The organism is Maribacter polysiphoniae (assembly GCF_003148665.1).
GTDB lineage: Bacteria > Bacteroidota > Bacteroidia > Flavobacteriales > Flavobacteriaceae > Maribacter_A > Maribacter_A polysiphoniae.
In genome coordinates this window covers 308506-326876 of sequence record NZ_QGGQ01000002.1, presented here as the reverse complement: position 1 = coordinate 326876, position 18371 = coordinate 308506, and the positions used below count along the sequence as shown (strand labels likewise).

General features: G+C 40.4%; 18 protein-coding genes. 10 read left to right on the top strand and 8 right to left on the bottom strand.

The window, feature by feature from the left end; all coding sequences use genetic code 11:
- Positions 1-20: 20 nt before the first annotated feature.
- The 6 genes from LX92_RS05760 to crcB form a co-directional block, all read right to left on the bottom strand.
- Positions 21-1265: an ammonium transporter gene (locus LX92_RS05760; RefSeq protein ID WP_109649338.1), complete on the bottom strand. Its 1245-nt coding sequence runs from the start codon at positions 1263-1265 to the stop codon at positions 21-23.
- 27 nt (positions 1266-1292) lie between these two features.
- Positions 1293-1631: a P-II family nitrogen regulator gene (locus tag LX92_RS05755; protein WP_109649337.1), complete on the bottom strand. Its 339-nt coding sequence runs from the start codon at positions 1629-1631 to the stop codon at positions 1293-1295.
- 129 nt (positions 1632-1760) lie between these two features.
- Entirely contained in the window at positions 1761-2819 is a 1059-nt protein-coding gene (locus LX92_RS05750; RefSeq protein WP_109649336.1) for an outer membrane beta-barrel protein, read from the bottom strand.
- A gap of 113 nt (positions 2820-2932) precedes the next feature.
- The gene (locus tag LX92_RS05745; protein ID WP_109649335.1) at positions 2933-4213 is read right to left on the bottom strand and encodes an ammonium transporter; all 1281 of its coding nucleotides are present in this window, start codon (positions 4211-4213) and stop codon (positions 2933-2935) included.
- Positions 4214-4241: 28 nt separating this feature from the next.
- Positions 4242-4580, bottom strand: a complete 339-nt coding sequence (locus LX92_RS05740; protein WP_109649334.1) for a P-II family nitrogen regulator — start codon at positions 4578-4580, stop codon at positions 4242-4244.
- Between the two features lie 246 nt (positions 4581-4826).
- Positions 4827-5201, bottom strand: coding sequence for a fluoride efflux transporter CrcB (crcB, locus tag LX92_RS05735; RefSeq protein ID WP_109649333.1), 375 nt, complete (start codon positions 5199-5201; stop codon positions 4827-4829).
- Positions 5202-5945: 744 nt separating this feature from the next.
- Between crcB and LX92_RS05725 the strand changes: the two genes are divergently transcribed.
- The gene (locus LX92_RS05725) at positions 5946-6332 is read left to right on the top strand and encodes a pyrophosphohydrolase domain-containing protein (protein ID WP_109649331.1); all 387 of its coding nucleotides are present in this window, start codon (positions 5946-5948) and stop codon (positions 6330-6332) included.
- A gap of 41 nt (positions 6333-6373) precedes the next feature.
- Here LX92_RS05725 and LX92_RS05720 read toward each other — a convergent pair whose 3' ends face one another.
- Both LX92_RS05720 and LX92_RS05715 read right to left on the bottom strand, forming a co-directional pair.
- Complete coding sequence (locus tag LX92_RS05720) at positions 6374-7234, bottom strand: hypothetical protein (protein WP_109649330.1); 861 nt, start codon at positions 7232-7234, stop codon at positions 6374-6376.
- A gap of 116 nt (positions 7235-7350) precedes the next feature.
- Positions 7351-8415, bottom strand: a complete 1065-nt coding sequence (locus tag LX92_RS05715; RefSeq protein ID WP_109649329.1) for a branched-chain amino acid aminotransferase — start codon at positions 8413-8415, stop codon at positions 7351-7353.
- Between the two features lie 103 nt (positions 8416-8518).
- Between LX92_RS05715 and LX92_RS05710 the strand changes: the two genes are divergently transcribed.
- The 9 genes from LX92_RS05710 (at position 8519) to LX92_RS05665 (ending at position 18369) form a co-directional block, all read left to right on the top strand.
- Positions 8519-8992, top strand: coding sequence for a DUF4920 domain-containing protein (locus tag LX92_RS05710; RefSeq protein ID WP_109649328.1), 474 nt, complete (start codon positions 8519-8521; stop codon positions 8990-8992).
- A complete protein-coding gene (mnmD, locus tag LX92_RS05705; protein WP_109649327.1) occupies positions 8992-9681 on the top strand; it encodes a tRNA (5-methylaminomethyl-2-thiouridine)(34)-methyltransferase MnmD in 690 nt (229 codons plus the stop codon). The genes LX92_RS05710 and mnmD overlap by 1 nt, the downstream gene beginning before the upstream one ends.
- Before the next feature lie 103 nt (positions 9682-9784).
- Complete coding sequence (locus tag LX92_RS05700) at positions 9785-10717, top strand: TIGR01777 family oxidoreductase (RefSeq protein WP_109649326.1); 933 nt, start codon at positions 9785-9787, stop codon at positions 10715-10717.
- A gap of 165 nt (positions 10718-10882) precedes the next feature.
- Positions 10883-11443 (top strand): nucleotide exchange factor GrpE, encoded by a 561-nt coding sequence (locus LX92_RS05695; protein WP_109649325.1) that lies wholly within the window; start codon positions 10883-10885, stop codon positions 11441-11443.
- Positions 11444-11452: 9 nt separating this feature from the next.
- Positions 11453-12574 (top strand): molecular chaperone DnaJ, encoded by a 1122-nt coding sequence (dnaJ, locus tag LX92_RS05690; RefSeq protein WP_109649324.1) that lies wholly within the window; start codon positions 11453-11455, stop codon positions 12572-12574.
- A 1741-nt stretch (positions 12575-14315) separates the two neighbouring features.
- Entirely contained in the window at positions 14316-15251 is a 936-nt protein-coding gene (locus LX92_RS05680; RefSeq protein WP_109649322.1) for an ABC transporter ATP-binding protein, read from the top strand.
- Entirely contained in the window at positions 15244-16584 is a 1341-nt protein-coding gene (locus LX92_RS05675) for an ABC transporter permease (protein WP_109649321.1), read from the top strand. The genes LX92_RS05680 and LX92_RS05675 overlap by 8 nt, the downstream gene beginning before the upstream one ends.
- 2 nt (positions 16585-16586) lie before the next feature.
- The gene (locus tag LX92_RS05670; protein WP_109649320.1) at positions 16587-17492 is read left to right on the top strand and encodes a mechanosensitive ion channel family protein; all 906 of its coding nucleotides are present in this window, start codon (positions 16587-16589) and stop codon (positions 17490-17492) included.
- Positions 17479-18369: a DUF6268 family outer membrane beta-barrel protein gene (locus tag LX92_RS05665; RefSeq protein WP_146197804.1), complete on the top strand. Its 891-nt coding sequence runs from the start codon at positions 17479-17481 to the stop codon at positions 18367-18369. The genes LX92_RS05670 and LX92_RS05665 overlap by 14 nt, the downstream gene beginning before the upstream one ends.
- The last annotated feature ends 2 nt before the right edge of the window (positions 18370-18371 follow it).

The following is an 18371-nucleotide window of genomic DNA, read 5'->3' as shown; positions in this document are numbered from 1 at the left end:
CGCTCCTTTTTGTTGTTTTGTCAATGTTGGTTCATCCTAAAATCAGGATAGGCATCCATCCCGTGTTCATGAATATCGAGGCCATCTATTTCCTCTTCCTTAGAGACCCTTATTCCCATGGTCTTCTTCAGGGTAAAAATAATAATGAACGCTGAAAGGCAGCAGAAAACCCCTACGGTCGCTACCCCTGTAAGTTGGTAAAGGAATTGGTTGATGCCTGCTTTATCGCCCAAGATCCCTACGGCAAGCGTTCCCCAGATACCACAGATCAGGTGGACGGTTATGGCGCCTACAGGGTCATCCAGTTTAAGGCGGTCAATAAGGGAAATACCCAATACGATAATGACACCCGCGATCAAACCGATGATGATGGCTTCTAATGGTGTCATTAGGTCGGCCCCGGCCGTAATGCCTACGAGACCACCTAGAATACCATTGAGAAACATGGTCAAATCAAAGTTCTTGTACATTAGGGTTGAGGTGAAAAACGCGGAAACCCCACCGGCTGCTGCCGCTAAGCTTGTGGTGACCAAAACCAAGGATGTGGTTGCCGGGTCTGCTGAAAGTACCGATCCCCCGTTAAAACCGAACCAACCCAACCATAGGATCAGGACACCGGCGGCGGCCATAGGGATATTATGGCCGGGAATGGCTTGTGCCTTCCCATTTTCATCCAATTTTCCGATTCTTGGGCCCAGTAGAATTACCGCGATCAGGGCGGCCCAACCTCCTACGGAATGTACCAGGGTTGAACCGGCAAAGTCATAAAACCCTGCATCGTCACCTCCCAATGTGGAAAGGAAACCACCACCCCATTGCCAAGATCCGGCGATAGGGTAGACCAAGCCTACGTAAAAGACCACAAATATCATAAAAGCACTTAATTTTATGCGCTCGGCAACAGCCCCCGAAACTATGGTAGCTGCGGTAGCGGCGAACATGCCTTGAAATAGGAATTCGGTCCAATACGTATAGCCTCCTTTGGCATATTCAGGAGTAAGGCCATCGGCCCCTATATGTAAACCAAAGCCCCCAAACCCAAGAAATCCGTTGAAATCCCCAGGATACATTAGATTAAATCCTCCTGTAAAATATAACAAAAGGCCAACGCAAATAATGAAGACGTTTTTGAAAAGTATGTTTATGGTGTTTTTTTCCCGTGTAAGGCCAATCTCTAAAAATGCAAATCCTGTATGCATAAAAAAGACAAGGGCCGTGCAAACCATCATCCATACATTGTTTGCGGTAAATAATCCTGCATCCATTTTAATATAGTTTAGTTGTTTAAGTGTTTAGTTGATTCCGGCTGAGCCGTTTTCCTTCGTTCGAATTCTATAAGCGTCTGTAATTTCTGAAACGAATATTTTACCATCGCCTACATGTCCTGTATAGGCAGATTCGAGAATGGCTTTTACCGTTCTTTCCAGAAATTCATCTGAAATGACAATGGACAGGTACCTTCGTTGGATATCTGCCGTGCTGTAGGAGATCCCTCGATATACATGACCTTGCTTTTCGTTGCCTACCCCTGTGACATCCCAGTAACTGAAGAAGTTGACTTCAACATTGTGTAAAGCTTTTTTGACGTCGTCAAATTTTGATTTCCGAATAATCGTTTCGATTTTTTTCATAATTGTATTGTTTTATGCTAGGTAATATTCATAAATATAATGCGTAAAAGTTTTAATACACACAAACCCTAGCATTTCTGCTAGGGTTTTGTCTCAACTTAAACTATAATAAAATCAATCAACTCATATTTAGAAAGAATAAACCGCTGCTAAAACAAATGAAGAAAGACTTCCAAGAGGTTCTCCATCGGCATCTAGAAATGAATCTTCAGAAGCACTGTCAAGTCTTAATTCAGGTTTGAGGATTAAATCTCCAATGGTTGCACTACCAGTTAATGTTACGGCAAACACGCTTGCATCTCCATCAGCATCGGAAGCTCCAATAGCTCCAAAGAAATCAGTTTCAGTGAAATATTCACCTCTTAGTCCAATAGTAAAATTCTCTGAAGTGGCCAATTGAGGATATATTGCTGCTCCAGCAAAACTACCAATACCTTCGGCGCCATCGAAATAGGCGGCATTGATTCCTAAAAAGAAATCTTCCGAAACATCAAATCCACCAGTGAAATCCACTTCAAAAGATCCGTCATCTGCCAAGAAATTCAAATATTGACCACTATAACCTAATTGTGCTCCATAGGCATATTTTCCATTAGGATTGAACTCTGTCAAATCAGTTGGATTCATTACTGCTAACATGGCTGACCATTCGTTGCCCAAATCAAAATCAGCCTTTAAGCCAGTATGGCTAAATGGACCATAGGAAAATAAATAAGATGTACTATAGTTGAAATTTGCCACAGGTGAAATTACTTCGTAACCAAGGAAAGTATTAAAATTACCAAATGTAAGGGTTACATTGTCGCTTACATTCCAATAGGCATACAACTGATTTATAATATCTCCTGTATTGGAATACATTGGGGAAGCAAAAATGGCATCCGTACCCCTTGGTCCAAAAACCAAATCGGCTACAAACCCAACTTTTTCCCCTTCATACCCTGCAATAACATTGGCCATGCCCAACGCAAAACCAGGAAGATTTGCAAATGAACTACCGGGTACAGAATAATTCTCTCCAGAATTCGCTGAATTTAAATTAGCACGGTAATATGCGTCAATTGAACCGCTAATAGTAAATTTCGGCTTAGCTTCTTCCTCTTCTTGGGCAAAAGTTGCTGTTGCTGAAAAAAGAAGGGTAAGAAGCGCTAGACTTTTCAAAAAATTTGTTGTTCTAATCGTTTTCATATTTTAATGATTTAGATGTCCTTCGTTTGTTTCAAAGGATGTTTGTTGTTGAATTGTTGTTCTTGTTGATTTTATGAAACGGGGTATACCTTGGCGTACCCCGTTTTCATGTTTTAGTGAGAGTTCAATCTGAAATCAGGGTAGGCTTCCGATCCGTGTTCGTGGATATCCAAACCATCCATTTCCATTTCTTTGGAAACTCTTAATCCGATTGTTTTCTTTAGGATGAACATTACTACAAATGTTCCAAAGGCAGCCCATGCGATATATGCTAATGAACCATAAGTCTGTACCCAAAGTAAGTGTGCTCCACCACCGTAAAGCAATCCGCCATCCAAGGCAAAAAGACCTACTAAGACGGTACCGGCAAAACCACATACACCGTGCACGGAAATTGCACCAACTGGATCATCGATATGAAGTTTTTTGTCAATGAATTCTATGGAAAATACTACGAGCATTCCGCAAACCAATCCAATGGCCAAGGCGCCCCAGGCACTTACGGCACCACAACCAGCAGTGATTCCTACCAAGCCGGCCAAAGCACCGTTCAAGGTCATGGATACATCTGGTTTTCCATATTTCAACCATGTAAGAAGTAAGGCGGATACTGCCCCAATAGCAGCGGCAAGGTTGGTGTTGATGATAACACTACCGGCACCAATGGTGTCATCGCCTCCCCAGGCCAATTGTGATCCTCCGTTAAAACCGAACCAGCCTAACCATAATATCATTACACCGATAGCTCCAAATGGGATGTTGTGACCAGGTATCGCTATGGCTTTACCGTCAACATATTTTCCAATTCTTGGTCCGACCATGATAGCGGCAACCAAGGCTGCACCACCACCTACGGCGTGTACTACGGATGAACCTGCGAAATCGACAAAACCAGCCGTATTCAACCAGGCATCATCATCGAAAGGCCAGTACCAACTTCCTGATATTGGGTAAATCAATGTGGTTATTACAGCGGATAAAATCAAATAGGTAGAGAATTTGGTCCTACCGGCTACAGCTCCGGAAACAATGGTCGCTGCGGTAGCACAGAATACGGTTTGAAAGAAAAGATTGTACCAATCAGTGGCGCTAAAAAAGAAATAGCCTTGGTCTGCGGGACTGGATCTGAAAAAACCACCCATGACAAGGTCGCTTCCATACATGATGCCATAGCCAACTGCCCAGAACATGATAGAACCTATACAAAGGTCCATGATGTTCTTCATTATTATATTACCTGCATTCTTGCTTCGGGTAAAACCTATTTCCACCAAAGTGAAACCTGCTTGCATAAAGAAAACCAGCACGGCGGCAATAGTGATCCATAAGGCAGCCATGTCACCATTGATGGTCTCAACAGCTTTATTTAATGCTTCTTGTTGTATTTCAGTCATAATTTTTTATTTAGTTGTCCTACTTTGTTTAGTTGATTCCTGCGTGTCCGTCTTCTTTGGTACGTATTCTGTACGCATCCAAAACTTCGGAAACGAAAATTTTACCATCACCGACATTACCGGTGTATGCTGATTCAAGAATGGTTGCTACCGTTTTTTCCAAAAAATCATCCGAAACCACGATTGACAAATATCTTCTCTGGATATCACTGGTACTGTAGGATATGCCCCTATACACGTGTCCTTGTTTTTCATTGCCAACTCCAGTTACATCCCAGTAACTAAAAAAATTGACCTCAATTTGATGCAAGGCGTTTTTGACTTCATCAAATTTTGATTTTCTAATAATTGCTTCGATTTGCTTCATAATTTGTTGTTTATGGCGTCAAATGTATATTATTTCGATTGACACCCACAAAAAATTAGGGGTATAAGGTGAATAATTATGATTATAATAATTAATACCCCCAAAAAATAAGGGTATTAGTTAAAATAAATACAAATATTTATAATGTGAATTTTAAAATTTGGGTTTTGGGATGAAAAAAAGGGGGGTGTCAGGAAAGTGGATTAAACCTTCTTGATGTAAAACGCGAATATAAAGGGGTGGTAATTAATGGATAAGCTTGGATAGCCAGAAGCCTAGTAAGACCGCCAAAATACCAACGGTAATACTTGAAATGGTATAAAAGGAAAAATGTAATATTTCCTCTGCTTTAATCAACGAGTGGTTTTCAAAGGCAAAGGATGAGAATGTTGTGAAGCCACCACAAAAGCCTGTTGACAATAAAAGCGTTTGGTTTTGGGTTAGGAAGTTGTTCTTTAAGGAGAGCCCGAGGACCAGGCCGATAATAAGGCATCCAATAATATTCACTAAAAAGGTGCCGAGATAAAAGTGCTGGAAATAATCGTTGAACGTTCTAGAGATAATATGTCGTAACATGCTACCGATACCTCCTCCTAAAAAAACAAGCAACAATTGTTTCATTTATTAGCTTACATTCAAAACCATATGATATAATAAGGAGTACCCTATAGACATGTGTCCCATATCATGGTTCGATATTTTCAATAAAGGTAAAAAACTAAACCGCTTTTTTGTAGTCTGATGTGGAAATATCCAAAGGATAAATCTTTGAAACACTTGAATCCCCAAGGCTTTTGTTTGAAGTGCTCTTGCTTTTGTTGGTATTGTAAAGGCTAGTAAGTATCATTGTTATATTAATAAAAATCAATATAAAAACTAAGGTTAGAAATGTCATCATTTGTTGGATTCTTTATAAGAACAACGCAAAATTAGGTTGTTTGGTATTATATACGTGGTGAAATGCACAAATTGTTGTAAAAGCATTGATTTTTGTGGTATACGTAGATTTTTAATTAATTTTTCAACAAATACTTAATACAGAAGAGTGTTAACAGAAATATTATGAAGATTATTCCTACCCACTTAACACCTTTGTAATTCTTGGCATGAAGTTTTTTGTCTTTTTTATAGGTACCGGCTATAATTACGGCAAATACAATAAAGAAAAGAATGGCAAAAATCAATTGTCCCGTGCTGAACATATTATTTAAGGTAAATGGTTATTCATTCGTAATCATATAATAGGTAAGGTCTATTCTTTTCCGGACTATGGGTTCAACTATTTTTTTTCAATTGTGGATAAGTTGATTTAAGAATGATGCCTTTCTTTTATATTTTAGGCAAAGCTAATCTAAATATAGAAATATGAAGCATAAAATAGACGCCGTACGATTATTCCATGATTCTTTTGGTTTAGGGGTGTCCCATACAATGAAGGCAGATCTGGGCAAGGATAAGAATACCTTGCGATTCAATTTAATGGATGAGGAAAACAAGGAGTACTTGGAAGCGGCAAACAATAACGATTTGGTGGAGGTTGCCGATGCCTTGGGTGATATGCTTTATATTTTATGCGGCACCATATTGGAGCATGGCATGCAACATAAAATAGAAGAGGTTTTTGAGGAAATCCAGAAGAGCAATATGAGTAAGTTGGGTGCCGATGGAAAACCTATTTATAGGGAAGATGGAAAAGTCCTTAAGGGGCCAAACTATTTTAAGCCCAACATCCAAAGTGTTTTGGATAAATAGGGGCAAATGGATTTCATATTGCCCCTGTATGACCTTTGGTTTTATTTTTTTGAGGGTTTAAAGAAGTCATTGGGCTCAAGGCCGCAGACGTCGATCATTTCAATGGCATAATCCAATGTGCCGAGATTTTTATCGGTGTTGTTGGTGCCCATGCTGAATTTTACGCCCGCAGCCTTCGCTTTTTTAATGAAGGAAGCCGACGGGATTTTATAGCGGGCATTGATTTCGATGGCGATATCATTCGCGACGGCGGCGTCAATTACCTTTTGCATGCGTTCATCGGTCCATAAAGCATCATATTCGGGTTGAAGGATGTCGGGAAGGTAAGTTGAGTTCACATATAGATCGATGGGTTCATTTTTCATGACCCCTACGATTTTGTCGACCAATTGATCCATGAAATCGTCTTTGTCGTCCACAAAAACTTCCTCGGGTATCCAAAGGCGCATTCTTCTTCCTTTTTTATCGGTCCATGTCATGGCGTCCGTAAAAACATAGTCGAAAGTGGCAATGTTTTCCTTAGAGAACATCGTTACCCATTCCCTGCCTTCAGCTTGCATGGCCATATACACGGGATAATCCTTGTATTGTTCATAGTTGGCCAAAAGTGTCGAGTCATTGGTGATTGGAAATCCTACCCCTGCATTGAAGGCGACACCATAATCAATACCGGTTTCCTTGGAATGTTCTAAAAGGTCCTCCATGGTGAGTCCGCCTTTTAAATGACCGTGGTAATCAACGATGTCATACCCCGCTTTCTTTAATTCAGCAATTCGTGCAACTACTGGATTTTGCGCTTTTTCTGTTTGTGCCTCGGTCTTGGCTTCTTTCTTTTTTGAATTACAGGCCACCGTACTCAAACCAATAATTATGCTAGCGATAAGAACAATCGTTTTTTTCATGGATTTATAATTTGAAATTAATTCAATCGATATTGACCACAACGGGGGAAATCCCCGCGTGTAAAATAGTCTTATAGCTATATGCTGTTGTTCAAGTACCTCGAATAACCCGAAGGTTAAACCTTAAACCGCCATCCGAAATTATCCTCGGCCCTGTTGTATTGGATATCGGTAATGCGTTTTTTGAACAATGCCGCATAGCTGTTGGGGGTTTCTGGTAAATCGTAATCGACATCCCTGAAACCAAAAGTCGAAATAGGTGAGATTACGGCAGCGGTACCGGCCCCGAACATTTCTTTTAAGGAACCATCCTTGGCAGCCTCGATAAGTTCTGAAACGGCAATTTTTCGCTCTTCTACGGCAATACCTTTGTTCTCGGCAATCTTCAAAATACTCTTACGGGTAATACCGTCCAATATCCTGTCGCTAGTTGGGGCGGTAAGCAAGGTGTCATTTATGCGAACGAAAATGTTCATGGCCCCTGCTTCCTCGATATACTCATGCGTATTGTCATCGGTCCATATAACCTGATTGTACCCTTTGTCAACGGCAAGTTGGGTTGGGTAGAACTGTCCGGCATAATTACCTCCTGCCTTGGCAAAACCAACACCACCATTGGCGGATCTTGAGTATTTTTCCTCAATCAAAACTTTCACCTTACCAGAGAAATAGGCTCCAGAGGGGGCAAAGGCGATTATGAACATATATTCATCGGCTGGTGAGGCATGGAAACCGTTTCCAGAGGCAAAAATAAATGGACGTATATATAAGGAGCTGCCAGGAGTTTGTGGAATCCAATCCTTTTCCAATTTTAAAAGCGCCTTAAGCCCTTCCATGAAATAGTCTTCTGGAATTTCCGGAATGGCCATCCTTTTGGCTGAAATGTTCAATCTCCTACAATTGTCCATAGGGCGGAAAAGCCATATAGCGTCTTTTTCGTCCTTATAAGCTTTCATGCCCTCAAAAATGGACTGTCCATAATGAAAGATTTTGGCAGAAGGGTCCAGGGTAATGGGTTGGTAGGGAACGATTTCTGGGACGCCCCAAGAGCCGTTTTTGTAATTGCTGACCAACATATGATCTGTAAATACATTACCAAATGCCAGATTGTCAAAATCTACTTGTCCTATTTTGGATGTTTTTGCCTTTTCAACTTTAATGTTCATCGTCTTGGTCTCCATTGAATACTATTTATTGAATAAAATTAGAAAATTATCCCAAGTGGTTCTTCTTTTTTCTTTAAAATTGATCAATTTTACCATGCAAATCTAAAAATTGGCAATTATGAAAAGTTTTAACATGTTTGTTGTGTTATCCATATTCCTTGCTGTGGGTCATGCCCAGGATGTCCAACAGGAAATGTTGTCGTTTGGGGCGGATTTTAAGCTATCGGGTACCATTACCGGCCAAGAGATGTCTGACAGGTACGGTTCAATGCATGTTTTGGATACCTTGCAAACGAAATTCAGGGGTGTGGTAAAGGAAGTTTGTCAAGCCAAAGGTTGTTGGATGAAGGTTGCATTGGAAGATGGTAAGGAAGCGATGGTTCGCTTTAAGGACTATGGGTTTTTTATGCCCAAGGATATTGCTGGTAAGGAGGTAATCGTCAATGGTTTGGCATTCATAGAGGAAATGGGTGTCGATGATCAAAGACACTACGCGGAGGATGCAGGTAAGTCACCAGCGGAGATCGCGAAGATCACAAAACCGAAAAGAACTTTGGGTTTTACGGCAGATGGCGTGATATTGCAGGACTGATGCAAAGGGAAATAATTACTACAGCGGATGGTTCAAGGACCATACAAATAAAGGACTGGGATGAGCAGTACCATTCCAAGCATGGGGCTATTCAAGAGGCTTACCATGTTTTTATCAAACACGGACTCGATTTATTTCAAGGGAAAAAAGAGTCGGTACATATTTTGGAAATTGGTTTTGGTACCGGCCTAAATGCCCTGATTACCTTATTGGAGACTTCGAAATCAGGTCTCTATACGGCGTATTATGGTATAGAGGCTTATCCGGTTTCCCCAGAGGAGCTGGCCCAATTGAATTATATTCCAGAGTTGAAAGCCCATGATTTTCAGGAACAATTTACACAAATGCACAGTTCCCCATGGGAAAAGCAAGTGGCGATTACCGATAATTTTTCACTTTGTAAAAAACAGTGCGACTTTAAGGAAATCGATTTTGAAAACTGTATGGACTTGATATATTTCGATGCATTTGGTGCCCGGGTACAACCGGAACTATGGACCGAGGATGTTTTTGAACTCATGTTCAGGGCACTCAAGGTAAATGGGGTCTTGGTTACTTATGCCGCCAAAGGTAGTGTTAGGAGAGCCATGCAAGCCGTGGGTTTTGAAGTTGAAAGATTACCTGGTCCTCCTGGCAAAAGGGAAATGCTAAGGGCGAAAAAGGTTGGGGTGAACGCGAATAATCCTTAAAATATTAAGGGAATTGCCCTAAATACCCATTATGGATTGTTAAGATTGTTAAATCGAAATTAAAATGGGGTACCACCGTATTTAGATCCCATACCTTTATCCTATGAAATTATTGATTACAGGTGCTACAGGATTGGTAGGAAGGGCTATTGTTGAAATCAGCAATAAGCATGGAATTGCCGTGAATTATTTAACCACCAGAAGGGATAAGATAATTTCGAACGAGAATTTTCAAGGGTTTTATTGGAACCCAAGCCGTAATGAGATCGATTTGGCATGTTTTGAAGGTGTTACTGCTATCATCAACCTTGCGGGTGCCAGTATTTCTGAAAGGTGGACGGCGGATTATAAAAACGAGATGCTTTATAGCCGCATCAATTCATTGAAGACACTGAACTATGCCTTGGGTAAAATCGATACCACAGGAATAACATCTTTTGTATCGGCTTCGGCAATAGGTATTTACCCTTCTTCACAGGATCATTTATACACTGAGGAAGATCAAGGGGTCGATGACAGTTTTTTGGGCGAAGTGGTTCAGAAATGGGAAAACGAGATCGATGCTTTGTCGCATTTTGGATTTTCGGTAGCGAAGGTTCGAATAGGATTGGTGTTATCTAAGGATGGCGGCGCATTGCCTAAAATTGCAAAGCCCATTAAATCCTATATGGGTACCGTTTTTGGGAATGGTAAACAATGGCAGTCTTGGGTGCATATCAACGATTTGGCCAAAATTTTCCTATTTATTGTTGAAAATCAATTGGAAGGAGTTTACAATGGTGTGGCTCCCAATCCGATTACCCATAAAAAAATGGTGCATGAGTTGGCGAAGGTCTTCAATGTACCCCTTTTGTTACCTCATATTCCCCAGTTGACAATGAAATTGGTTTTAGGTGAAATGTCATATTTGTTATATGCAAGTCAGCGCGTGAGTAGTAAGAAAATCGCGGAAGAGGGATTTGTTTTCGATTATCCCAATATAGGAAACGCACTTGAATTCTTTTACAATGGGGAATTAAAGCACTCTATGGGCTGATCCGGAATGTCATAATCCGGTCTTAAAATTATACTTCCATCTTATTTTTGTCTTTTTCAGGAACTACCAGAACAAAATTTGGTAAAGATTAATGACATTTTGACATTTTTAAATAAATGGCAGTACTTTTGCCATCCAAAATAAGAATAAAATTAGTATCCGAAAATGAGTGATAAAAACAAAGCTGAAGAGGTTAATGAACCTATCCTTGACGAGCAATCAATAAACGATACCGGGAAAGAACAAGAGGATGTTGCGAATGAAGAGGAGGCTCAGTCTGTGGAAGAACAACTTCAAAACGAACTGGCCAAGGAAAAAGACAAATTCCTTAGATTGTTTGCAGAATTCGAAAATTATAAGAAACGTACTTCCAGGGAGCGCATGGATTTATTTAAAACAGCGGGTCAAGAGGTCATTGTGGCCTTACTTCCCGTTTTAGACGATTTTGAGCGTGCCTTAAAGGAATTGTCCAAATCAGAGGATAAGGAAATGTTCAAGGGTGTTGAATTGATCAATGGTAAATTCAGGGATATCTTGAAATCAAAAGGTATGGAAGAGGTTGGCGTGAAACAAGGTGATGTTTTCGATGCTGAGATCCATGATGCCATTACCCAAATACCGGCCCCGGAGAAAAAGCTTAAAGGAAAGATCATTGATGTTGTAGAACGAGGTTATAAATTGGGGGATAGGATAATACGTCATCCAAAAGTCGTCGTCGGGAACTAAAATTCAAGTATGAAGGAAGATTATTACGATATATTGGGCATTAGTAAAAATGCCACCGCTGCAGAAATAAAAAAGGCCTATCGAAAGAAAGCCTTGGAGTACCATCCGGATAAAAACCCGGGTGATTCAAAAGCAGAGGAACTCTTTAAGAAATCAGCGGAAGCATACGAAGTCCTAAGTAATCCGGATAAAAAGGCACGATACGATCAATACGGACATGCAGCTTTTGAAGGCGCCGGTGGTTTTGGCGGAGGCGGAATGAACATGGATGATATTTTCAGTCAATTTGGGGATATCTTCGGTGGTGCATTCGGCGGAGGCTTTGGCGGTTTTAGTGGTTTTGGTGGTGGCGGAGGCCAACGTAGGGTCAAAGGTAGTAACCTGAGGATAAGGGTGAAATTGACCTTGGAAGAAGTGGCCAATGGTGTTGAGAAAAAAGTGAAGGTCAAGCGTAAAATGCAGGTGCCTGGGGTAACCTATAAAACCTGTAGTACATGTGGAGGCCATGGCCAAGTAACAAAAATAACCAATACCATATTGGGTAGAATGCAAACTGCAGTCCCTTGTTCTACTTGTGGTGGTAGTGGTCAGATCATCGATAAGCGACCAGCCGATGCGGATGCACAAGGTCTAAAGATAAAAGAGGAGACCGTTTCGATAAAAATCCCTGCGGGGGTTGAAGATGGCATGCAGCTAAAAGTCCCAGGAAAGGGGAACGAAGCCCCAGGGAATGGAATACCGGGAGACCTTTTGGTCGCTATAGAGGCCCAAGACCATGAAACCTTAAAAAGGGAAGGGGATAATCTTCATTATGACCTGTATATTAGTTTCTCAGAAGCCGTTTTAGGAACTTCCAAGGAGATTGACGCAGTAGGTGGTAAGGTGCGTATTAAGTTGGAACCTGGAATACAGTCTGGCAAAATCCTAAGGCTGAGGGGGAAAGGTATTTCCAGTTTAAACGGTTATGGTAGTGGGGATCTTTTGGTCCATATTAATGTATGGACACCCAAAGAGCTCAACAAGGAACAGAGGGAGTTTTTCGAACGAATGGATGGCAGTGAGAACTTTATGCCAAAACCGGAAAAATCAGATAAATCCTTTTTTGAAAAAGTCAAAGATATGTTCTCTTAAAAAATATCAATTTGAGTATAAAATAAAAAACGTATATTTGATTTAATATTGGGAAACCAATATTAATTTTCTTTTTCATAGCAATTTTTTTCCCATCCTTGATTTTATTGAGGGTGGGTTTTGTTTTTAGGACAACTTCTTTTAAAATGTTCGGGTAGCATAGATCGTTAGTGGATAGGATGGACTAACCCCGCCCCGGGCGGGGTCTTTACGTTCGTTAGGGGTGGGTTTTGTTTTTAAGGTGACTTTGTTTTTAAATTGTTTGATTATGGATCAAGAATAATTGTTGGGTTTATACAAAGGTCATTGTCAATCTATAAAGGAAGAATGCTACATTTTCCATGCCTCTGGATTGGGCTCTAAGGGTGGCTCATGCTTAATCATTGTATTTTTTTAATTGTTGATTTTTTTTATTGGGAATAATCGAGTAAAACTTGTATTGGGATTATTCTTTCATTTTACCCAAATAACAAACATTGAGCTAAACAAAAGGAAAGACCCTTCTTCGCCAGGTGGTGCCCTAAAATCCTGGGACTTTATGGGCCGATGCCATGGCCTAAATTATTTCCATGGCTTCAATAATTCCCAACGCCCATGAAATCTCCACGAAGGAAGAGGATTGGCTTGACAATGGACTTTGAGGACAATGTTCAATAGTATTCGGTAACAGTCAGTGAATTATGGATAATATAGGTTGACGCAGTAAAGGAACGGCCTATTTTTATTTTCGTAGCAAAGCAAGTGATTTCCACACTGGTTTTAGGAAGGCGTCCATAGAGCATTTCACGTTAGTGAAAGCGGCCTGGGCGCTGTGGCAGTGGAAATTCCGTAGATTTCAAGAAAAGGAAAATCAGCCTAGCGTTTTTAGTTTCTTTTTTGGGCGATGCAAAAAAGAAAAAGACCTTAAAAAGGGAATGGTACGCCATTGTTTTAGTGAGGAATTTGTATCATTGGGTAAATGAGCCAAGGCATGGCTGTTTTAGTAGTAAATCAAGGTATTTCTAAAGGGGATGAATAAGGACGTCCATATCACATAAGACCATGTCATTTCGACGGAGGGAGGAACGAGTGAGGGGAAATCCCTTAACGATATTCCAGTGCGATTCCCCTACGTACCTCATTCGGAATGTTAGGCCAATTTATAAAAGAATTTCAGCCCGTGTTTTTTCGTTCGTTTTTTATTCATGGGCATGTCTATTGTTTTTTATAGGTATTCATGAATGCCGTGCATTTGAGGCAATGCAAAAAATGAACAGAACACGAACTCCGGGATAGTTTATTCTTTCTTTTTCCAATTCACACCCAACTTATGGGGTTGATCCTTGATTATCCCATATAGTTGCTAGTTCGGAAGGACTAACCCCGCCCCGGGCAAGGTCTTTACGTTTGTTTCGGGTGGGATTTTCAAAATCTTATTCCATGGCGTTCTGTTAGGCTTGTGGTCAATAGGAAGTACTCACCATCCCTCCTTGGAAAGTTTAGGGAATGATACTGGTAAGTGGAGCCGTCTTTATCTGGGGTAACGGTGCGATTGATCCCTGATGGTTATAAGGTCATGCCTGGATTTGGTTTTGTTTTCAAGATCAACTGTATCATATGTTTACGTTGTGTTTTTTGATAAGTCAATCTTTTTTTTTCTTTTGATTTTAAAGGTTGTGGTCATCGTTTTTTAATCCTCGTATTATTGTGATTTTGGAAGTTATTTTTAAAGCAATTCTATATCTTTGGCAAAATTGCTTACATGGATAACATTTTGGTCACTAAGGAGGTTACCAAACTATACGGGAAACATTTGGCTTTGAATAAAGTTTCCTTGGAAATACCTAAAAACAGTATCTATGGCCTTTTAGGCCCCAACGGTGCTGGTAAGACTACATTAATTCGTATTATCAACCAAATCACCTATCCCGATAAGGGAGAGGTATATTTTGATGGGGAACCTTTAAAGCCCAAGCATATTTCCATGATTGGCTATTTGCCAGAGGAAAGGGGATTGTATAAAGGTATGAAGGTTGGGGAGCAGGCCTTGTATTTGGCACAATTGAAAGGGTTAAGCAAGGTTGAGGCCAAAAAACGATTGATGTATTGGTTTGAACGTTTGGACATTGGGGATTGGTGGAACAAGAAAGTCCAAGAGCTGTCAAAAGGTATGGCCCAAAAGATACAATTCATCGTTACCATATTGCATGAGCCCAAATTGCTCATATTCGATGAACCCTTTAGCGGTTTCGATCCCATTAATGCCAATATCATTAAGGATGAGATTCTTAATTTAAAAGAGAAAGGGACATCCATAATCTTTTCAACCCATCGTATGGAATCCGTTGAGGAATTATGTGAGTATATCGCCTTGATCCATCAATCGGAGAAAATCCTTGATGGCAAATTGTCCGATATAAAAAAAGCCTATAAGAACAATATTTTTCGGGTGGGGCTACAAGCCGAAAATGTTGATTTGCTTCTGACGGAGATATCGGATAAATTCAATATTAGCAAAGTAGGAATCGATCCATTGGAAAATCAATTGGATTTTACCATTCAGATTCCGGCCAATGATTCCGGTGAAATCCTGGCTTTTTTCGCAAAACGTTCGAATATCAATCAATTCACGGAAATTATTCCCTCTGCGAATGAGATATTCATACAAACCATACAAGATAAAGACGCAAATGAATAAACTGCCTATTATCATAAAAAGGGAATATTTGGCAAAAGTCCGAAACAAGTCCTTTGTGATCATGACTTTTCTCAGCCCTATCTTAATGGTTGGGATGGTGGTGCTGATTGCCTATCTGACCAAGATCAATGACAATCAAAAACGCATTATCGGGGTGTTCAATGAAAGTGATTACTTCTCCAATGATTTCAACACTACCGAAAGCACTTCCTATGTATTGTTCAAGGATGTATCCTTACAGGCTGCCAAGGATTCAACCGCACATATGGGGTATTATGGACTTTTGCACATACCTTATGAGGATGAACTGGAAAAGGTGGCCGAACATTCCTATTTTTATACGAAGGAAACACCAAGTTCGTCTGTCCTTGAGCAATTGGAGCACGTTTTTCAGGCAAGGTTAAGGGAAAGAAGATTACAGGATATGGGCGTTTCCTCTTCGGAATTTGCCCAAATGGACAAAAAATATGAAATCAATACGGAAACCTTTGAGGGGGAACAAAACCTAAAAGGGGTCAATGAAATAAAGGCTATTATCGGGGGTGGATTTGGATATCTGATCATGATGTTCATCATCATATATGGTGGTTTCGTGATGCGTAGTGTCATAGAGGAGAAAACCAGTAGGATCATTGAGGTGATTATTTCCTCGGTGAAACCATTTCAATTAATGATGGGCAAGATTATCGGTACCTCCTTGGCCGGGATTACCCAATTCGCGATCTGGATTGTTTCCGCTACCCTGCTTTTGTTCGTCGCTTTTGCTATATTTGATATTGACCCAACGACATTGAACAATGGGGCGGAAGTTACAGGTGGTATGGCAGGTAATATGATGCCTTCCGTACCAACCCCCAATCAGACCATTCAGGCCTACGCACAGGAACTTTTTAAAATACCATGGGCCATGTTGATCTGTTTTTTCGTGGTTTATTTTATACTTGGGTATTTGATCTATAGTTCTATATATGCAGCCATTGGTGCCGCCGTTGATAATGAAACGGACACCCAACAGTTTATATTTCCAATCATATTGCCATTGATGTTGGCCATATACGTTGGTTTCTTTTCGGTTTTTAGCAACCCCCATGGTCCCATTGCCGTAGGTTTTTCACTGTTTCCATTAACATCCCCTATCGTGATGCTTATGCGCTTGCCGGGAGGTATTGGGGAAGGTGGTGTGCCCGTATGGGAATTAGTGGTGTCTATTCTTCTATTGATTGTGACATTTTTGGGAATTGTTTGGTTTGCTGCCAAGATCTACCGGGTAGGAATTCTGATGTACGGTAAAAAACCCACCTACAAGGAATTGTTTAAGTGGATAAAGTATTGACCATGGTACAGGACGAATCCGATACATTAAAGGAAATTATTGAAGTGGATGTCTGGGGCTCTATCCAGGAAATCCTCAATTGGGGAATTCGGATAGGGACAGGGGATAAATCATTGCATGTAACTGTCGGACTGCTTCTAATAGTCATTCTGACATTTTTAATGACCGGGTTCGTGTTAAAATGGTTACGGCAGATCTTAACCCATAAAATGGACAAAGAGGATCAGCTGAAATTCATCAGTGTTTTCAAGTTTATCAAATACGCGACATATATGGTGGTTGTTTTAATTACCCTGAGTATGGCGGGTATTGACATAACCTTATTGATAACTGCGTCAGCAGCACTTTTTGTCGGTTTGGGGTTGGCCCTGCAAGAACTCTTCCAGGATGTTATAGGAGGTATATTCATCATTGTCGATAAGTCATTGAGTGTTGGGGATATTATAGAAATAGAAGGTCGGGTAGGTAAGGTATTCGAGATTAAACTAAGAACGGTTAGGGCTATTACCAGGGATGATAAGGTTATTATTATTCCGAACCATAAATTCATAAACGAAACCATATTCAATTATACCCAAAATCATAAAACAACTAGGGAGAATGTAAAAATAGGGGTGGCCTATGGGAGTGATGTGGTATTGGTGACCAGGATTCTTGAGAAAATTGCGCAGAGCCAAAGGGGGATCCTGAAAAATCCCAAACCCTTTGTACTGTTTGAGGATTTTGGTGATTCGGCACTTTTGTTTTCATTGAATTACTATACCAATGATAGCTTTACCGATTTAAGGATCAAAAGCGATGTACGCTACACCATTGATGCGGAATTTAGGAAACACAATATTTCCATACCGTTTCCCCAAAGGGATGTACATGTTTTTCAACACAAAAATAGCAATGAAAAGGAGTAGTGTCAGAAGCAATATAATTATGGTGCTCATACTCATATTTGTATTGAGCCAAGATCGTATTATGGCCCAATCCCCTGATATATTCAGGTTGGAGTATATGATTATGCCCAAGAATAATGCCGATGCCCAACTTTCACGGTATAAAATGGTGGTCAATGTGCCATTGAAGGTCAAGGATTCTAACAATGTTATCATCGGTGCTGAGTATAATTATTTGGCCTATAAACTGGCGGATAATGAGTATTTTGATAGTGAGGGGTTAGAGAATCTCCATGTGGTCGATTTAAATCTTGCCTATGTATATAAACACAATCAAAATTGGAGGTTTATAGGGGTGGTAACACCTCGGCTGTCATCGACGCTGACCAATCCGCTGGAAAACGGTGATGTTTCGGTCAATGTAACCGCAGGGGCCTTTAAGGAAAGGCAAGACATCGATAAACCAATGCGTTTGGTAATCGGTTTGGCCTATAACTCAACCGTATCGTTACGAATACCGTTACCCTTTGTGTATTACGAAAAAAGATTCCATCCCAATTGGTCCTATGTTGTTGGGCTTCCCAAAACAGGATTTAAATATCACTTGGATGATACCCATTTGATCCAGACCGAATTTATACTGGATGGTTATTTTGTAAACCTGCAAAACAATATCATCCTACCCAATACAGGCTTTGCCTCATCGGTTTCCTCATCGACGGCATTGTTAACGATAGGGTATCAATATAACATATCAAAAATTATGTCGTTCTACGGTTATGTCGGGCATACGATTTTTCAGGATGGGGTGTTACGTGATAAGGATAGAAATGATATTTTTACGTTGAATGATGAGCCTAGTCTGTATTTCAGGACCGGATTTAGAATAGGAATTTAAAA

Coding starts and splice junctions, on each gene's coding strand:
- LX92_RS05760 (WP_109649338.1), bottom strand. CDS start 1,265: ATGGATGCAGGATTATTTACCGCAAACAATGTATGGATGATGGTTTGC.
- LX92_RS05755 (WP_109649337.1), bottom strand. CDS start 1,631: ATGAAAAAAATCGAAACGATTATTCGGAAATCAAAATTTGACGACGTC.
- LX92_RS05750 (WP_109649336.1), bottom strand. CDS start 2,819: ATGAAAACGATTAGAACAACAAATTTTTTGAAAAGTCTAGCGCTTCTT.
- LX92_RS05745 (WP_109649335.1), bottom strand. CDS start 4,213: ATGACTGAAATACAACAAGAAGCATTAAATAAAGCTGTTGAGACCATC.
- LX92_RS05740 (WP_109649334.1), bottom strand. CDS start 4,580: ATGAAGCAAATCGAAGCAATTATTAGAAAATCAAAATTTGATGAAGTC.
- crcB (WP_109649333.1), bottom strand. CDS start 5,201: ATGAAACAATTGTTGCTTGTTTTTTTAGGAGGAGGTATCGGTAGCATG.
- LX92_RS05725 (WP_109649331.1), top strand. CDS start 5,946: ATGAAGCATAAAATAGACGCCGTACGATTATTCCATGATTCTTTTGGT.
- LX92_RS05720 (WP_109649330.1), bottom strand. CDS start 7,234: ATGAAAAAAACGATTGTTCTTATCGCTAGCATAATTATTGGTTTGAGT.
- LX92_RS05715 (WP_109649329.1), bottom strand. CDS start 8,415: ATGGAGACCAAGACGATGAACATTAAAGTTGAAAAGGCAAAAACATCC.
- LX92_RS05710 (WP_109649328.1), top strand. CDS start 8,519: ATGAAAAGTTTTAACATGTTTGTTGTGTTATCCATATTCCTTGCTGTG.
- mnmD (WP_109649327.1), top strand. CDS start 8,992: ATGCAAAGGGAAATAATTACTACAGCGGATGGTTCAAGGACCATACAA.
- LX92_RS05700 (WP_109649326.1), top strand. CDS start 9,785: ATGAAATTATTGATTACAGGTGCTACAGGATTGGTAGGAAGGGCTATT.
- LX92_RS05695 (WP_109649325.1), top strand. CDS start 10,883: ATGAGTGATAAAAACAAAGCTGAAGAGGTTAATGAACCTATCCTTGAC.
- dnaJ (WP_109649324.1), top strand. CDS start 11,453: ATGAAGGAAGATTATTACGATATATTGGGCATTAGTAAAAATGCCACC.
- LX92_RS05680 (WP_109649322.1), top strand. CDS start 14,316: ATGGATAACATTTTGGTCACTAAGGAGGTTACCAAACTATACGGGAAA.
- LX92_RS05675 (WP_109649321.1), top strand. CDS start 15,244: ATGAATAAACTGCCTATTATCATAAAAAGGGAATATTTGGCAAAAGTC.
- LX92_RS05670 (WP_109649320.1), top strand. CDS start 16,587: ATGGTACAGGACGAATCCGATACATTAAAGGAAATTATTGAAGTGGAT.
- LX92_RS05665 (WP_146197804.1), top strand. CDS start 17,479: ATGAAAAGGAGTAGTGTCAGAAGCAATATAATTATGGTGCTCATACTC.